12 protein-coding genes, 6 tRNA genes and 1 rRNA gene are annotated in these 17,894 nt (G+C 32.9%); 16 read left to right on the top strand and 3 right to left on the bottom strand.

Annotated elements, in window-relative coordinates:
• Nucleotides 1-15 precede the first annotated feature (15 nt).
• On the bottom strand, nt 16-4,317 hold the full coding sequence (rpoB, locus tag ABDB96_RS03215; protein ID WP_425528230.1) for a DNA-directed RNA polymerase subunit beta: 4,302 nt from the start codon (nt 4,315-4,317) through the stop codon (nt 16-18).
• Between the two features lie 218 nt (nt 4,318-4,535).
• On the opposite strand from rpoB, the gene ABDB96_RS03210 reads away from it, so the two are divergent.
• The 3 genes from ABDB96_RS03210 to der are packed head-to-tail and all read left to right on the top strand — an operon-like array spanning nt 4,536 to nt 7,213.
• A complete protein-coding gene (locus ABDB96_RS03210) occupies nt 4,536-5,168 on the top strand; it encodes a hypothetical protein (protein WP_343251344.1) in 633 nt (210 codons plus the stop codon).
• Nucleotides 5,153-5,824 (top strand): (d)CMP kinase, encoded by a 672-nt coding sequence (gene cmk / locus ABDB96_RS03205; protein ID WP_343251343.1) that lies wholly within the window; start codon nt 5,153-5,155, stop codon nt 5,822-5,824. Before ABDB96_RS03210 ends, cmk begins: the two co-directional genes overlap by 16 nt.
• On the top strand, nt 5,825-7,213 hold the full coding sequence (gene der / locus ABDB96_RS03200; protein ID WP_343251342.1) for a ribosome biogenesis GTPase Der: 1,389 nt from the start codon (nt 5,825-5,827) through the stop codon (nt 7,211-7,213).
• On the opposite strand, the gene ABDB96_RS03195 is transcribed toward der, so the two are convergent.
• Nucleotides 7,210-7,593 (bottom strand): MG296/MPN423 family protein, encoded by a 384-nt coding sequence (locus ABDB96_RS03195; protein ID WP_343251341.1) that lies wholly within the window; start codon nt 7,591-7,593, stop codon nt 7,210-7,212. The genes der and ABDB96_RS03195 overlap by 4 nt on opposite strands.
• 355 nt (nt 7,594-7,948) lie before the next feature.
• Here ABDB96_RS03195 and ABDB96_RS03190 point away from each other — a divergent pair.
• The 13 genes from ABDB96_RS03190 (at nt 7,949) to ABDB96_RS03130 (ending at nt 16,361) form a co-directional block, all read left to right on the top strand.
• Nucleotides 7,949-8,023, top strand: a tRNA-Asn gene (locus ABDB96_RS03190).
• Nucleotides 8,024-8,028: 5 nt separating this feature from the next.
• Nucleotides 8,029-8,105, top strand: a tRNA-Glu gene (locus ABDB96_RS03185).
• Between the two features lie 55 nt (nt 8,106-8,160).
• Nucleotides 8,161-8,236 (top strand) — tRNA-Val (locus ABDB96_RS03180).
• A 7-nt stretch (nt 8,237-8,243) separates the two neighbouring features.
• A tRNA-Thr gene (locus tag ABDB96_RS03175) sits at nt 8,244-8,320 on the top strand.
• A 3-nt stretch (nt 8,321-8,323) separates the two neighbouring features.
• Nucleotides 8,324-8,399: transfer RNA gene (locus tag ABDB96_RS03170), tRNA-Lys, on the top strand.
• Nucleotide 8,400: 1 nt separating this feature from the next.
• Nucleotides 8,401-8,484 (top strand) — tRNA-Leu (locus tag ABDB96_RS03165).
• A 279-nt stretch (nt 8,485-8,763) separates the two neighbouring features.
• Nucleotides 8,764-9,003 carry a hypothetical protein gene (locus ABDB96_RS03160; protein ID WP_343251340.1) on the top strand — a complete coding sequence of 80 codons (240 nt, stop codon included), beginning with the start codon at nt 8,764-8,766 and terminating at the stop codon, nt 9,001-9,003.
• Nucleotides 9,004-9,038: 35 nt separating this feature from the next.
• Nucleotides 9,039-12,035 carry a DNA polymerase III subunit alpha gene (locus ABDB96_RS03155; RefSeq protein ID WP_343251339.1) on the top strand — a complete coding sequence of 999 codons (2,997 nt, stop codon included), beginning with the start codon at nt 9,039-9,041 and terminating at the stop codon, nt 12,033-12,035.
• Nucleotides 12,025-12,924, top strand: coding sequence for a 5'-3' exonuclease (locus ABDB96_RS03150; RefSeq protein WP_343251338.1), 900 nt, complete (start codon nt 12,025-12,027; stop codon nt 12,922-12,924). The genes ABDB96_RS03155 and ABDB96_RS03150 overlap by 11 nt, the downstream gene beginning before the upstream one ends.
• Before the next feature lie 4 nt (nt 12,925-12,928).
• A complete protein-coding gene (gene mutM, locus ABDB96_RS03145; RefSeq protein WP_343251337.1) occupies nt 12,929-13,759 on the top strand; it encodes a DNA-formamidopyrimidine glycosylase in 831 nt (276 codons plus the stop codon).
• A gap of 2 nt (nt 13,760-13,761) precedes the next feature.
• The gene (gene coaE, locus ABDB96_RS03140) at nt 13,762-14,328 is read left to right on the top strand and encodes a dephospho-CoA kinase (protein ID WP_343251336.1); all 567 of its coding nucleotides are present in this window, start codon (nt 13,762-13,764) and stop codon (nt 14,326-14,328) included.
• A 661-nt stretch (nt 14,329-14,989) separates the two neighbouring features.
• A complete protein-coding gene (locus ABDB96_RS03135; protein ID WP_343251335.1) occupies nt 14,990-15,724 on the top strand; it encodes a hypothetical protein in 735 nt (244 codons plus the stop codon).
• Nucleotides 15,725-16,196: 472 nt separating this feature from the next.
• Nucleotides 16,197-16,361, top strand: coding sequence for a hypothetical protein (locus ABDB96_RS03130; protein ID WP_343251334.1), 165 nt, complete (start codon nt 16,197-16,199; stop codon nt 16,359-16,361).
• A 1,398-nt stretch (nt 16,362-17,759) separates the two neighbouring features.
• Here the strand turns inward: ABDB96_RS03130 and rrf are convergent.
• Nucleotides 17,760-17,864 (bottom strand): 5S ribosomal RNA (gene rrf / locus ABDB96_RS03125).
• Nucleotides 17,865-17,894: the final 30 nt, after the last annotated feature.

The raw sequence follows: 17,894 nt of genomic DNA, 5'->3' as shown, positions 1-17,894 counted from the left end.
ATTTCCTTACCAAAACTAATACTTGTCACCGAAATCATCGTCGTCATCGATATTAAAGACCTGGGTCATTGACCGGTCGTACTGTTCTTCATATTCGTCGTCTTTTTCATCAACTACCGTATATGAGTTCACATCATCTTTGGTATTATCATCATAAATGATGTTGACTGCTAAACCTAAACCTTGTAATTCTTTAGTTAATAATTTAAACGATTCGGGAATGCCTGGTACTGGAATCTCTCGGCCCTTAATAATGGCGTTATACGTTAAATTTCTGCCACGCACGTCGTCAGATTTAATGGTTAATAACTCGCGTAAGTTATGAGCAGCCCCATAAGCTTGTAAAGCCCATACTTCCATTTCCCCAAAACGTTGGCCCCCCATTTGCGAACGTCCACCTAACGGTTGCTGGGTGATTTTCGAATACGGACCAACAGCCCGCGAATGGACCTTGTCATCAACCATGTGGTCTAATTTCAACATGTACATCACGCCCACTGAAATCGGTTTTTCAAACGGTTCGCCAGTCCGGCCGTCAATTAACTTGAATTTCCCGTGAGTTTTTTCGGTATCAATGCCGGCTTCAGCCATCACGGTTCTTAAATCGTTCATGTTAACACCTTCAAAAACCGGAGTTGCTATTTTGTAACTTAAATCGTCCCGACTCATCCCCACTTGTTTTAAAATCACGTCAACATCAATTGCTTTGATTTTATTAATCGCTTCTTCATGGGTTTTGATGTTGCGACTTTTACAGTGCTCTTTTGCAGCTTTAATTAAACTCTTAGCACCAAGACTGGTTAAGCCAAATAATTTCGCTAAGGTTTTGTCACCATCATGACTAAAAGTTGCTTTAATTAATTCTTGTTGGGCGATTTGGCGGGCTGCTAATCCTAAATGCAACTCAAAAATTTGGCCAATGTTCATCCGCGAAGGTACCCCTAAAGGGTTTAAAACAATGTCGATTGGCGTACCGTCTTCAAGATGCGGCATGTCTTCACGGGGAACAATTTTCGAAACAATCCCCTTGTTACCGTGACGTCCAGCTAATTTATCGCCAATTTGAATTTTGCGTTTTTGCACAATGTAAACCTTGACAAGTTCGATCACATCATCGCCTAATTCATCACCACGGGCAATATTAAAGCGGTGCACGGCCGCAACCACCCCATCACCACCATGAGGTACTTTGAGCGATGATTCGCGGATGTTTTTGGTTTTTTCGCCAAAAATTGCTTGTAATAGTTTTTCTTCAGCACTTAAATCAACTTGTCCTTTGGGCGAAATTTTACCAACTAAAATATCACCTTCTTTGACTTCAGCACCAATCATGATGACCCCATCTTCATCCAAATAAAGTTTGGCTTCATCAGGAACATTAGGAATGTCACGGGTAATCTCTTCATCACCATTTTTCGTCCGTACACACTGCACGACGTGTTCGTTAATGCTAATGGATGTGTAAACATCTTCTTTTAACAACCGGTCGGAAATAATAATCGCATCTTCGTAGTTATAACCGCGTCAGGTTGTAAATGCTACAAGAACGTTTTGACCTAAGGCAAGTTCGCCGTTGTGCATTGCTGCCCCGTCAGCAATCGTTTGGAATTTTTCAACTTTTTCACCAACAGTTACGATCGGAACTTGGTTATAACTGGTGTTTTGGTTAGATTTTTGAAACTTAATTAAACTATAATAATCTTCAGTGCCTTCTTTGGTTTTGATGACAATTTTATGACTGTCAACATAACTAACTTCACCACCATTTTTAGCTAAAATCACCATTCCTGAATCATGAGCAATTTTATATTCAACCCCAGTTCCAACAACAGGAGCATAAGGTTTTAATAATGGGGTGGCTTGCCGTTGCATGTTGGCTCCCATTAACGCCCGGGATGAATCATCATTTTCTAAAAAAGGAATTAAATTGGTCGCAATGGAAACGACTTGTTTGGGTGCAACATCAATGTAATCGACTTGTTTAGGATCATATAATTCTTGGGATGATCGGTATCTAGCAATAATTCCCTGATCTTTAATTTTGCCATTTGCATCAACTTTCATGCTTGCAGATGCTTCAGCAATAATGTATTCATCTTCCCGTAAGGCAGTTAATTTTTCAACTTGATCAGTAATCACGCCGTCTTTAACCTTGTAGTATGGTGCCATCAAAAAGCCGTTTTGGTCAATTTCAGCATAAAACGCTAACGACATGATCAAACCAATGTTGAAACCTTCAGGTGTTTCAATCGGACAAATCCGGCCATAATGCGAATAGTGCACGTCGCGAATGTCCAAGTTTGGATCTTCACGCGAAATCCCGCCAGGTCCCATCGCTGAAATTCTGCGTTTGTTAGTTAATTCAGCAAGCGGATTTTGCTGGTCTAAAAACTGGGTTAATTGGTGCGTATTGAAAAAGTCCTTAATTACTAGTTGGAACGGTTTGGAATTGATCACTGATTTAATTGTTAACCGTGTTGGTTTTTCAACTTCTTCAAATTCACCAGTAATTTCGTTAAATTCCGTATTTTTATTAGCACCATCAGCAATAGCTAATTTATCTTTAATGTGCCGTTCGATTCGTAACATGCCCGTTTGAACGCGCGTTCTTAACAATTCATTAATTAACTTCAAACGTTTGTTACCAAGGTGATCAATATCGTCATAATAACCAATGTTGTGGGGTAAATTAATGATGTAAGAAACGATGGAAATTAAATCGGGAATCGTTAAGGTTTCGACACTATCGTCAGAGCCATCAATTCCAATAATTGGCGTGATTTGTGAACGGGTTTCGTTATCAGTATAAACTAAAATACTTTCGTACTGGTGGGCGATATTAACCTTTTGGTATCCTGGTGATTTTTCCACAAAATCAATGTCATGAACGATGCTTAATTCTTTATTTTTAGTTAAAGTTTTAATCAAATCAATTTCCACTTTAGTCATTAGTGTTCCTTTTGGAATCACTAATTGTTTCGTTCGGCTGTTGTAAATATCTTGAGCGATTGTTTGTTGGTACAAGCGTTCGGAAACCCGTAATTTACGAACAAATTTATAACGTCCCGCTAAACTTAAATCGTAATGGCGTTTTTGAAAGAAATATTGTCAGAGTAACAATTGGTAATTTGGTTCAATGGTTTTATCAGATGAATTATCAAAGCTTTTGGTCGAAATTGATAATTCATTAATCACGTTTTTCGCCGCTTTTTCGGCAATAATTTTATCTAGCATTAAGTTTTTGGCAACAACCAATTTGTTATATTGCTCTAAATCATTGCCCTTTAATTCGTCGGGATTTTTATCTAAATTTAGTAAAAAATCATCAATTTCTTTTTCTTTGCCATAATAATCAAAAACAATTTCACGCAAATACTTATCAATTGGTAAACCACGGTGATCTTTCGGGTTGTCTTTTTCGCTAAAAAAATCAATTTTTAAATTTTTAATTTCTTGGTCTTGTAAAATGTTTTCGTAATTGTACTTTTCCGAATTTAAAGTCCGAATGATGTATTCATTATTATTGTATATTTTAAGAATTTCCTTTTGGGATAAACCAAGGGCTTTTAAAATTGTGGTGATCGAAAAAACCTTAACTGATTCACCAGTAATATCACGAATTACCACCTGAACAAAATCCTTGTTTTCAGCGATATAAATAAACATCAAAATCCCTTTAGCAGGTAAAACTTCGCAAACATAGCCTTCCTGACTACGCTTGCGGTTGTTTGACAGTTTAATTTGTGATTTTCTTAATATGTAAGCACCAGGAGAACGAACAATTTGGGCAATAACAAACTTTTCGATTCCGTTAACAATAAATGATCCGTTGCTTGACATTAAGGGAATGTTTGCGAAAAAAATACCGTCTTTAGAAACTTTTGTTTTTGTCTTTTTCGACCTACTAGAAGTTGCTGCTTCGTGATTAACTAATGACAAATCAGCATATAAACTAACTTCATATGTTTTTGATTCCGAACGGGCTTTTTCTTCAGAACGCTCGGGTTCAGAAAACGAAATATCGTTAAATTCAATGGTATACTTTCCGTTTAAAGAAGTAATCGGAAAAAACGAAGCAATAATTTCCCGCAATTCTTTATTTAAAAAACGGTTATACGATTCAACTTGTAACGACGGTAAGTTTGGTGCTTGAAAATTACGTTTAATTTTGCCATAATCCCGACGCACCACGCGTGGTGAAAACTCGGTAATGCGATAATTACTTTCCACAGAACTCTCCTTAAAATAAAACGACAAAAAACCAAAAAAGAGCCCAATAGAACACTCTACAGAGCAAATTTTCGTGGAATAAATCATTCTAATATGACGACATATATATTTAATTATACAAATTAAATGCATATTTAATTAAATTTTTTTCAAAAAAATAATTTTTTGTGATATGTACACGTTAGAAAAATTAGAAAAATTTTGGGAGAATTGTTACCAACTTGTCAAAGTACATTTTTCGTCAAATTAGAGTTTCAAGTTACTTTTAATAGTGTAAAATTAATCCAAAAGAAATAGGGTTGCATATGAGTCGTTACGAAAAATACCGCATTACTCGGGAGCAAATGAACAATGAATCTCAGATTAAAAACGCTTTGCAAAATCCGTCTAGTTACGTCAACCATTACAAAACCAAAATTAACGAAATTCAACCCAAAATTCTTTTAAACTTCCAACCAATTGAAATCAAATTGATGAATTTACTAATGATTGATAATAGTAAAAGAGATGGGATCAATCACATACAACAATTTATCAGCGATTTTGATCTTTCTGATTTATTTGAATTACAAAATCAAGCCGAAATCTTGTTATTACAATCAAAAAACGAAAAGGGAATGCTTGAATTTGAACACGGCTGGCTAAGCCAGGACGTTGGAACTAATTTCATCAATAAATGTAATTCACTATTCAATGCGGCTCAAAAACAAAATCTTGATTTTGACAAAACCTCCTATCAAGATTTAATGAAATTTAAAAAAATCGTGAATCTTACCAAAAATAAAGAAAACCAAATTGCAAAACTTTTTCCACCCAAAGAAATCGAAATTAAGCGGGGAAAATCGACATATAAACTGTTTTTAGTTTCCTTATTTAGTTTATTTGCCATAGCCATTGTCGCCATTGCTGTGATTATTGCGGCGTGAGTTTTGCATTAGGAAGAAAATTACCAATGTTCCAAATTGCCATTGACGGACCGTCAGCATCAGGAAAAACAACGATTGGTCAAAGTGTGGCCAAAAAACTTAACTTTGTTTTTTTATCCACTGGAATGGTTTACCGTGCGATTGCTTACTTGCATTACCACGAAAACCTGTCGTTTGCTGCTTTATTAACGCAAATTCCTAAACGCGTTAAACTTGAAGATAATTGTGTTTTAATAGATCACATGAATTACGGTAATCTTTTACAAAGCGAACAAGTTTCAAAATGAACAAGTGCAATCGCTACGAACCAATTAATTAGGCAAATCGCTGTTAAGATGCAACAAGCTTTTGCAGTTAACCAAAACATCATTATGGACGGCCGTGATGTTTGCAGTGTGGTCTTGCCACGTGCTAATTTAAAAATTTTTATCGATGCTGATGTCAAAATTCGGGCCCAACGGCGGTTAGTACAATTAAACCTACCAAACCAAAAACTACCAGAAATTATTAATGATTTAACCCAACGCGACCAGCAAGATGCTACCAGAGAAATTGCTCCGTTGAAACGGGATGAAACCGCCCGCATTTTAGACACTTCAAATTTAACAATTGAGCAATGTGTGATGATCATTGAGAATTGGTACGTTAGTTTATTAGGAAAAAAATAAATGTTTACAGTAGCAATTGTTGGTAAACCAAACGTTGGTAAATCGACCTTATTTAACCGGTTAACAAAGCAAAAAGTAGCGATTACTCACAGTACACCTGGCGTCACTAGGGACCGCATTTTTGGTGAAGTTGAATGACTAACAAAAACGTTTAAACTAATCGATACAGGCGGGTTAACTAGTCAGCAAAACAGTTTTCAAAAAAACGTTGCAGAACAAATTGGTTATGCCATTAACGAGGCTGATGTTATTGTCTTTTTATGTTCTTACCAGGACGGGATTAATGTTGATGATTTGCATGCAGCCAAATTATTAAAAAAAAATAAAAATAAACTAATTCAATTAGTGATTAATAAAACTGAAAGCATAAATCCTAGCGGGATTGATTTTTCCCAATATTACGCATTAGGCTTTGGTAAACCAATGCTGATTTCTAGCGAGCATGGCATTGGCATTGGTGATTTATTAGATCAATTAATTAACCTTGGTAATTCATTGTTAACACCGGCCAAAACAGTTCGTGACTATGTTGCTAAATTTTGCATTATTGGCAAAACCAATGTGGGTAAATCTTCGCTTTTAAACCAGTTATTAAACCAACCTAGAGTTTTAGTTTCCACCATTCCAGGCACCACGCGTGATGCCATTGATGCCACGTTTCAATACCATCATGAAAATTACCAAGTCATTGATACAGCGGGCATTAGGCGTAAGGGTAAAATTGACACGGCAATCGAACGTTATTCTTTAATTCGTACGAAGTTGGCAATTTCGCGTAGTGACTTCATTTTGCTAATGATCGATGGTTCGTTACCAATTAGCGAACAAGATGAAGTCATTGGCGGGTTAGCATTTGCAGCTAATTTACCAACAATTATTGTGGTGAACAAATGGGATCTAGTTAATAAAGACACTAATACCATGAATGTGTTTAACAAAACCATTCCCACTAGGTTTCAGTACTTAGCGTGAGCTCCAATCATCTATATTAGTGCGAAACAAAACTGGCGCATTCACACCTTGTTTACAACAATTAAACTAGTTAAAACGCAAATGCAATTAAAAGTCGCCACTTCGCTATTAAACGATGTTTTAATCAAAGCCCAAATGCAAAACCAACCACCAGTTTTTAATGGCGACCGCTTACGCATTAGCTATGCGACTCAAGTCCAAGGCCAGATTCCGACTTTTGTTTTATTTTGCAATGATCCAAAATACTTACATTTTTCCTACGGGCGTTATTTAGAGAAGAAAATTCGGGAAAGTTTTGGCTTTAAAAACACCCCAATCACCCTATATTTCAAGTCAAAAAACGCCCGCAACCGGGGCCTTGATGGACAAATTAAATTGAAAAAAGAAGGGTATGAAGATCATTTAACAAAACTTTAACGGTTAATTAACTGGTGTAGCCGCTGCTTATAATTATCTAGTAATAACCCTTTGCTAACCGCAATCGCTCTAATCAAAATTTCAAATTCATCCCATAATAAATTAAGTTTTTTTTGCTCATCAAATGGTGCGGGTTTAATGACATCAACAGTCATTTGAATTTGTTTTAATAATTCGGCTTTTAAAAAAAAATCATCACCTTCTAACCGTTTGCTAAAAAACGAAACGTCTTCATAATCATCATCGACATAAATAATTTTTGTATCAATGTAACGATCAAACATCCGGTTGTAATTATCTTTTAAAATGACAAAATCAAGACTGTTCACTTCGTTATTTAAAACGGTTGCTAACTTACAAATCATCTGGTTATGAATCATTATTTTTAAATTAATTCTTTAATTACTAGAAATCGCTTGAATAAATTGTAAATCGTTTTTATTATTTTACCTAAAATAGTGACCGATTTTGACTTAAATTAAACATTTGAATTAGCAAAAATGTTGGAATTACAAACATTTTTTTAAAAATGTTAATTTTCGCAGCAAAATATTAAGAAATGTACTAATTAGTTAGCAATTTTCAAGAATTTATACTAAATGTTGTTTATTTTTGTTAGCCTTACTGTGATTTTAGCAGTTATTTTTTAAATAAAACCATGATTTTGTAAAACTAATTAACCAATAATTAAAGTTTTTTGGTAAAATTTATCGAGTTTTGATGTATGAAAAACATGGCCACATAGCTCAGCGGTAGAGCAACCGGCTGTTAACCGGTTGGTCACAGGTTCAAATCCTGTTGTGGCCGCCATATTTGGCGCGTTGGTGAAGTGACTTAACACACACGCCTTTCACGCGTGCATTCACGGGTTTGAATCCCGTACGCGTCACCATATAGAAAACCGTAAAAACCAAGACAATGTCAAATTAATTTGTTTTGGTTACTACGGAGTGTTAGCTCAGTTGGGAGAGCATCTGCCTTACAAGCAGAGGGTCGGGGGTTCGAATCCCTCACACTCCACCATTTTTACGCCGACTTAGCTCAATCAGGCAGAGCAACTGACTTGTAATCAGTAGGTTGTAGGTTCGATTCCTATAGTCGGCACCAGATGCATCTTTAGCTCAGTTGGCAGAGCAAGTGACTCTTAATCACTGGGTCGGGGGTTCGAACCCCTCAAGGTGCACCAAGCACTCGTGGCGGAATGGCAGACGCGCTAGACTTAGGATCTAGTTCTTTTTAGAGTGGGGGTTCAAGTCCCTTCGGGTGCACCATTAAAAAACGAGTTTAAAAACCTTACAAAATTTCTTTATAAAGCAAGTTAAAAACCACTTGCTTTTTATTTTTTTTGTTCTTAATTTGGCTTTTTCTACCAAGTCAAAACCTAATTTAATTAACTGGATTAACTACAAAAACCTGAAACTTATTGAGTTGATCGTATATTCAGCAGTTTTTTTCATTAAATAGTTATTAGTAGCTAATATTTCTTGCTTTAATTATGCTATAATTCTCACACATATAAGTTATTGAAGTGAAGAAAGCCCTTTTCAGCGATGAGTAATGACACTAAAAAAACCTTGAAATTTAAATCATCATCAAAAGATATCGATCGTTTTGAACGCGTTAAACTTGAAGAAACCAAAGTCTTAAACATCAAAAGTGGTAAAATTGGGGACGCTGTGCGATTAGAAGATTTAAAGTTACAATTAAAAACAACCCGTGATAAAGCAACCATTCTTAAGTTGAAAAATGAAATCAAAGCCTTAGAAAAGAAAATTAAGAGTGGCAAGTAAACATCATTTAACATGTTTAAAAAAGGTGAGATCTGATGTTCATTAATTTGAATGTAAGATCTCATTATTCTTTGTTATTATCAACTTTGAGTATTGATGATATCATCGATTATGCTTTAAAAAATAACCAACAGTATGTTTGTTTAACCGATTTTAATAATTTATCGGGTGCTGTTGAATTTTTTGATTTAGCAAAAAAACACCATTTAAAACCAATTATTGGTTTAGAAATTTATGAACATAATTTAGCAAGTAATCTAATCCTGATTGCCAAAAATAACGATGGTTACAAAAACTTAATTAAAATTTCTAGTTTTATTATGCTAAACCAAACATTTACGTTAACTGATTTCCTTCAAGATGTGGCTGTTATTGTGAAAGATGGGACGGTTAACGTCGAAAATACCGAAATTTATTTTGCTAATTCTGATTCCGAAAAAGGGATTGCTATTAACGAAGTTAACTGTGCTAACAAAGATGATGCTTATCTATTAAACGTCTTGCAAGCAATTAAAAACGATCGCGTGATTGATGATGAATTAGCGTTGTATGATCTAACTGAGGACAATTGGTTTAAATCAGAGGCAGAAGCAATCCAAATTTTTACACCAATCCAATTAGAAAATTTAGAAAAATTGGTTACTTCTTGCCAGTGGGATTTAACCAAATTTCATACGCAACTAATTCAGTTCCCAACGCCTAAACAAATTCCAAGTCAACTTTATTTACAAAGTCTTTGTGTTGAAGGTTTGAAACAACGCTTTGATAAACAACTGATTCCAAAAAAATACGAAACACGCCTGAAAGAAGAGTTATCAATCATTAACCAAATGGGTTATGACGATTACTTTTTGATTGTTTATGATTTGATTAATTTTGCCAAGCGTAACCAAATTATCATTGGTCCCGGGCGGGGTTCAGTTGTTGGTTCACTTGTAGCCTATGTTTTACAAATAACCGATGTTGATCCGTTAAAATATGACTTAATTTTTGAACGTTTTTTAAACCCAAAACGGCAAACAATGCCCGATATTGACATTGATATTATGGATACAAGACGGGAAGAAGTTGTCGATTATTTATTTAATAAATACGGTCGTGATCACGTTGCTCACATTGTCACTTTTCAGCGCATTAAAGCAAAAATGGCCATCCGCGATGTTGGTCGCATTTTAGCAATTCCCATTAAAGAAGTCGACGAAATTAGTAAATTGATTGGCAGTCAATATGATGAAAATTTACAAGAAGCGATTAATAATTCCAAAAAATTAAGCGACAAAACCTTAATCTATCCGACCCTATTTAAAATTGCTCAACGTTTAATTAATATCCCAAGACAAATCGGAACTCATGCAGCTGGAATTGTTTTATCTAGCATTGGGTTAGTTGATATTTTGCCAGTCCAATTAGGCATTAATAATAACCCGTTGTCACAATTTTCCATGGAACATCTCGAGCGGTTTGGGTTATTAAAAATGGATTTATTGGGATTAAGAAATTTAACAATTATTGACCAAGTTATTAAAAACGTGAAGGCAACAAGAAAAATTGACATTGTTTTAGATAAAATTCCGCTTGACGATGCAAAAACCTTTGCCTTATTAGCAAGTGGTGATACCAATGGGATCTTTCAGTTAGAATCGCCAGGTATGCGGAGCACTTTAATGAAAATGAATCCCAAGAATATTGAGGACATTTCCATTACTTCATCCCTATATCGACCAGGACCACAAGAAAACATTCCCATTTTTATTGAACGAAGAAATAAACTAAAAAAAGTTGAATATGTTGCTGATGCTTTAATTCCAATTCTTAAAAACACGAACGGGATTATTGTCTACCAAGAACAAATTATTCAAATTGCTCAAGATGTTGCTGGCTTTTCACTAGCACAAGCTGATTTATTCCGCCGGGCCATTTCTAAAAAGAACGAATCAGGATTCGATGAGTTAAAAAAATCGTTTATCGATGGGGCGATAAACAATAATTTAAAACAGCAAGACGCCGAACAAATTTTTAATTACATCCACCAGTTCGCAAATTATGGTTTCAACCATTCGCACGCGATTGCTTATTCGCTAATTGGTTACTGGCTAGCATACTTAAAAACCAATTATTTTCTAGAATTTGTTACCGTTTTATTAAGTGCCAATGCAAGCAGCAGTGAAAAAATTGAAACGTATGTGAGCGAAATCAAACGCAAAGGGATTGAGGTTTTACCACCTGATTTAAATCATTCACAAGCATCATTTAGTATTTTTGAAAATAAAATCTTATTTGGTTTTGATACGATTAAAAACATTGGCCATGAAACCATTAAAAAAATCCTGAATGCAAGGGCATTAATTCCGCAAAAAAAATTTCATAACTATTTAGAAACCATTCCCTTTTTGCTTGAAAAAAAGGTTTCGATCAAAGTTATTGAATCATTAATTTATGCTGGGGGGTTAGACTGTTTAGGTTTAGACCGTAAAACCATGATTAATAACTTGAAAAAAGCAGCTACATTAAACGATTTAAAACGAAACATGTTGTTTGCTGGTGGGATTGAAATTGAAATTGAAAAATTTCCAATGAGTTTAGACGACGTTAAAGAATTTGCTGAAAAACAAGCGAAAACCATTGGCATTTACTTGCAAGACCATCCGTTTAAAAAAATTAAAGAAACCATTCAAGAATACACTTTTACCGATTTACATACTTTCAAAAATACTTCCCAAGAAACTAGTCAGTTTACAAAAATTTTTGTAAAAATTAATAGTATTCGAAAAAAAATTACTAAAACTGGCAACGAAATGGCCTTTGTTAATGTTGAAGATGATACAGACACAGCAAGAATAACGATTTGGCCAGCTAATTTTGTTGCAATTAAAGATTTGCTAAAAACCAATTTAATTTGTTTAATTAGTATTAAAAGCAATGACACAAATTACAACAATAATAAAGATTATGTCTGGTTGCGTTTGGTTGCTATTTATAACGAAAATTTAAAAAAACTAGTGTTAATCAAAGGCGAAGATAATGAAAAATAATGCGGTGATTATTGACGGTCATTCGTTAACTTATCGGGCTTATTTTGCAACGATAAAACAGTTAGAATATTACCAAACTTCTAACGTTCAACCTACAAACGCCGTTAAATTAATGTTGTTAATGGCCTTAAAAATTTTAAATGAGCATAATCCTAAATACGCATTAGTAGCCTTTGATGCTGGTGAAAAAACCTTTCGTGATGATTTATTTGACAATTATAAAGCCGGTCGACCGCGTTCACCTGAGCAGTTACGTAGCCAACTTGGTTTATTGCAAGAAGCACTAGTTTACATTGGTTATAAAGTGGATTTGCAAAAAGGGGTCGAAGCTGATGACTTGATTGGTAGTTTGTCAAGGAAATTATCAAATAATAAAATTAATAACTTCATTTACTCGTCTGATAAAGATATGTTGCAATTGGTCAACCAATACACAAGTATTTTACAACCCAAAAAGGGGGTTTCTGAAATGATTAAATATGACTTAAATAATTTTAGTGAACTGTATTTTGGTTTACAACCAGAACAAGTTATTGAGTACAAAGCAATTGTTGGTGATAGTTCAGACAACCTACCAGGGATTAAGGGAATTGGAACTAAAACAGGAATCACTCTATTAAAAAAATATCAGACGCTTGATAACATTTACCAACACTTATGTGAATTAAAACCAAGTCAGCAAAAATTATTTATTGCCGCCAAACAAGCCGCATACATGTGTAAAAAACTTGCCACCATTAAATGCGATTGTTATGATGGGATAAATCTTAGTGAATTTTTAAGAAAAGACGTCAACATCGAAGCTTTTGTTACTTTTTTAGAAAAGTATAAAATTCGAAATTTAGAAAAAGAAATGTACAATTCGGTCAAAATGTTTCAAGAGAATTAAATAAATGCCAGAATTACCCGAAGTTCAAACCGTTGTTAATGAATTAAACCTTAGTGTTTTAAATAAAAAAATTACCGGTGTAAAAGTCCACGTTGCAAAGTTATTAAAAAATAGTACCGTTGCACAATTTCAAGCATTTTTAACTGGTGAAAAAATTGAAAAAATTAGCCGAAAGGGCAAGTATATAATTTTTAATTTAACTAGTGCTAAAAAGATGGTTTCGCACTTGCGAATGGAAGGAAAATACTTTTTTGAAAACCAAAGTACACCTTATGATCACAAACACGTTTTGGTTCAAATTGAATTTAAAAATGAGGTTTTACGATACCATGACACCAGACGGTTTGGGACTTTTAATATTTATGAAAATGATGACCACTTACATTCGAATGAATTAGCAAAAATCGCGTTAGATCCGATTGATCCGCAGTTTAACGGTGCTTATTTACATAACAAAATTAAAGGCCGAACAAGGGCAATTAAAACCATTTTGCTAGACCAAAGCATCGTTTCAGGAATCGGTAATATTTATGCTGATGAAATTTTGTTTGCCTGTCAAATTAACCCTTCAACACCAGCAGTTAAAATCACATTAAAAGAATGCGAATTGCTTGCTAAAAAAGCGAAAGAAATCTTATTATGGGCGATCGAATGTAACGGCACAACAATTGCTTCTTACAAATTCAAAAAAGGCCATATTGGCAGTTTTCAAGAACACTTAAAAGTTCATACAAAACAAAACAAACCGTGCCAATTTTGCAAAACAAAAATTACCAAAATCAAAGTTAACGGCCGGGGCACTTATTTTTGCTCACATTGTCAAATCCTTAAATAGTTATGTTAATTGCAATTACTGGAATAAGTGGCGTTGGAAAAACCACAATTTTAAAAAACAAACTTTTCGAAAACATACACAAATATTTCCTGGACGAATATGTTCATTTCTTGTATTTAAAAGACCAAATCGGATACAAAATCATTAAGAAAAAATTTGGTAATCAATACGTTAATAATAACCATGTTGATCGTGAAAAATTAGGAAATTTAGTATTTACTAACCCATTAATGTTAGCAAAATTAAACAACGCCTTAAAACCAATAATTCGTGAACATTTAACTAATTTATCTAAAATCCATGAAAATGATTTGGTTCTTGTAGAAACGGCTTTTTCACAATACATCATTGAAAATTACTATGATTTGTTTTATCGAAAAATTTTAGTTACTTCGCAAAGAAAACAGAAGCAGTTAACAAATCAGATTCGTTTTGCTTATTTGTCAACATATGAACTAAATATTTTAAATAAAAATTCTTCTAACAACTTCGATTTAACTATTGAAAATAACCAAACAGTTGAAGTTGCAGCCATTTGCTTGCAGACTTATCTTAATAGTCTTTACTAATTTAAACTATGTATATTAACAGGAAAATACAAGTTAGATTAGTTTTTTAATTATTACTATCATTACCATAGAATAATTCTTCACCATTTCTGATTTTACATATCAAAACAATCTTTCTTATAGTCTTTAAAATTTAAAAAATTAACATCGTTTTCCTTTTAGTTTCATAATTAATTAACCGTTTAAAAAATCTTTATAAAAAATCTAAATTCAAAGAATTAAATATTAATTAAATCCTAATACAGGCATATCACGTTTTATTATTTAACTTTTTTTCTAACCAATTGAAAAATTAAATAAAGAGAATATCAAATTTATACGACTTTTTTTAGAAAAAATAATAATCTAAGGGCATTTTTTCAAAATTTTAATATTAAACAATAAAAATAATGACCAAAATAATAAAGCCGAATTAAGTTAAAAAAATTATAGTTATTTTATAAACAGCGATAGTAAATAAACAATATTCGTTTTAATCTTGGTTTTAGAATAATGCATAGGTAAAACGGCAAAGTATTGTCAAAATTTAGTTAAGTTTTAACGGAATTAATTATGAATTTAATTTATAATTTAATAGTAAATTTACAGATAATAAAATTAATTACGATAAGTTTAGTTAATTATTAAAAGTTGTGGTTTTATAAATAAGGATGAAATTATTATGGCTAAGAAAAAAAACGATGTTGAATTTCAGGAATTAATACTTAGAGAATTAAATAAACTTAATAAAAAGGTTGATAACGCTAAAACCGAACTAAAACTAGAGATTAAAGAAAGTGAAAATAAATTAAGGCAAGAGATTAAAGAGAGTGAAAATAAATTAAGGCAAGAGATTAAAGAAAGTGAAAATAAATTAAGGCAAGAGATTAAAGAAAGTGAAACGAAGTTAAGACAAAAGATTAAAGAGAGTGAGGTTAAATTAAGGGGAGAGATTAAAGAAAGTGAAAATAAATTAAGACAAGAGATTAAAGAAAGTGAAACGAAGTTAAGACAAAAGATTAAAGAAAGTGAAGTTAAATTAGAGAAAAAAATTAAAGAAGGTGAAAATAAATTAGAACAAAAAATAGTCGATGCTAAAAATGATCTAAATGCAAGAATTGATTATTATCACCCGACGACTACGCCGCCACCGCCACCGAAAAAACTTTACAAATTAATAAAAAACATTATCTTAGTTCATGTTGATGATTCTTGAAACGAACAAAAGCTTCAAGAATTAATTAAACAGATTTATCAAGATTTTCGTCATCTTAAAAAGAGTAAAATTGGTTACGTTCAGTTTAGAGTGGTTATAAGTAAAACAGAATTTGTTAGGAAGTATTTAGAAGCAATTGAATTTAGTAAAGATTACCAATATTTAATTGATAATGAAACTAATGAATCCGAGCGTATCTAAACATTATTTAAAAAAAAAATAGTATCTTTTTAATTTAACTAATTTGCTGTTTTCAGATTTAAAATATTGCCTTAGTTAATGACGGTCTTTTTTAAAACTAGCACAAGTTATAACTATTAATTAAACAAATTTATCAAGATTTTGATGGTTTTGAAAAGAATAATAATTGTTTAAATTCAGTTTAAAATAACTCAAAATAAAAGAAAATTTTCAACAAATATTAAAAAGACAGATGATCTTGTTAATAGTTGTTGTTAAAAATAATTTTTTTAATGATTTTCTTTTCTTTTTCAAGGTTTATGCTAAAGATTAGGTACAAGTTCAAGTAATAATTTGTCCTAATTTCTGATTATTACTGGTCAACACCATCACACTGAAAGATGAGAAATACGAAAAAATTGCCAGTGAGTTCTTGGTGATATCGATTAAAACCAACTAGGAATTACTAATTGTAAGGACCATCTAATTAAAAATGGCAGTTCTCAAGCACCACGAGCATCCTGTTTTTGTGGTGTTAAGTGCAGAAGCAAGCATTAAAGAATACGAGAAATATTTAGACCTGGGGAGCCAAAACGTTGATACAATAAAAAAATTAGTTGAAATAAGTTTTTTAAGTCACGTTTGCTACTGAAATTAAAATAAGTGACGTTAAGTCATTTCAAAAAATTTCAATCTACCTTTTAGTTACGGATGCAGGATTCGCATTACACAAAAACCCGAACTAGTAACTAAGAGATTTCAAGATGAAATTAACAAATATTTAAACTAAGTTGTACCGGTTGATAATTTAGAAAAACCAATTAGCCAAAATTTAGTTACAAGAACGCAGTTTCATTGCCAAACAAGCCTAATTGGGATTTTATCAAGATTATCATTAACGAAATTGATGTACGCTTGGCTATGTTTGATTAACATAACCAAAAAGAATTAACAATTAAAAGAATTAATGGTTAAAAATACTATTGGTGTAATACCATTTCTTATCGCAAAACCGGGAATATCTGTTAAAAATGAAAGACGTCAAAATTCAGAAAAAGGTTGATAATTAATTCGCTAAAGGATAATATTTGGTTAAAATTAGGAATTGGCATCATCCAGTTGGCTGGATATGATGAATAATACCAATCTAGTGACAATATTCCCAAACAAAATTTTAAAAACATGACAGCAAATTTGCCAGTAAGCCTAAATATCATAATGTCCAAATTGCGGCCTTTGAATTCGTGTATACATTTTTTTAGGAATTTTATCACGAATGATTAATGCGGATCATTATTATAATTAAACAATTTTAGCAATTTATCCCAGTTTGACCAAGTCAATTTTGATAATGAAATTGGGTTAATTAAAAATAAAATGGTTCTTTTTTTACTTTAAGGATATCAGCCCAAAAGCCTTTACGAGGTTTCCTTTTGGTTTAAGAATCGTCGATTTTATGAATTACTTGTGAGTTTTTTGAATAAAGATCATGTTGCTAAAAAGCAATTTAATTAAGTTCAAAGGAAAAACCATGGCTATTAATTTAAAGAACTTAACGAAACTGAAACAAAATACTTATGGAGCGATTATGTTAATCAAGCAAGTACAACTTACCAATTGACCCCTGAGGTGATGCTGGTACGATTAGTTTGCATACGGCATCTTTCACACAAGTTAGTGAGGACATTGTTTGCTACGGGACGACTTGTGCTAATCATTTTACAAGAACATTCTATATGCACAAGTTTAAGACCAACTAAAATTAAAGCCAATACGAACATCATTACATGATGGTAAATATCAAAAATTTACTAACGAAAACCGGTATTATATAACTACACCCGCTTGTTTAGCGAAAGAACAAGCCCAAAAACTTTTACGAACCAAAAAATAATGTTTACTGTTTTACAAAAATCTTGTTATAGTTAAAGTCAATTACGTAAACACTTTTTACTCAACACCAAGCGTATGTCATCCATTCCCGGACGATCCTGTTGGAAGTAACTGCCAACAAAAAAGAAAAAGACCTCTTAGATAACCTAGAGGTCTTAACTTTGCGTGATACTTTCCTACTCTTGGTTGCCCTACCATCGGCTCCACCGTGCTTAACTGCTGGGTTCGGAATGGGACCAGGTGTTTCCACGACGATATCGGTATCACACGTGATGGTTTCTTTGATAACTAAATACAA

Origin of the sequence: Mycoplasma amphoriforme A39 (assembly GCA_000723365.1) — a bacterium.
In the GTDB taxonomy this organism is placed as follows: domain Bacteria; phylum Bacillota_I; class Bacilli_A; order Mycoplasmatales; family Mycoplasmoidaceae; genus Mycoplasmoides; species Mycoplasmoides amphoriforme.
This window is presented reverse-complemented; position numbering and strand designations above follow the sequence as displayed.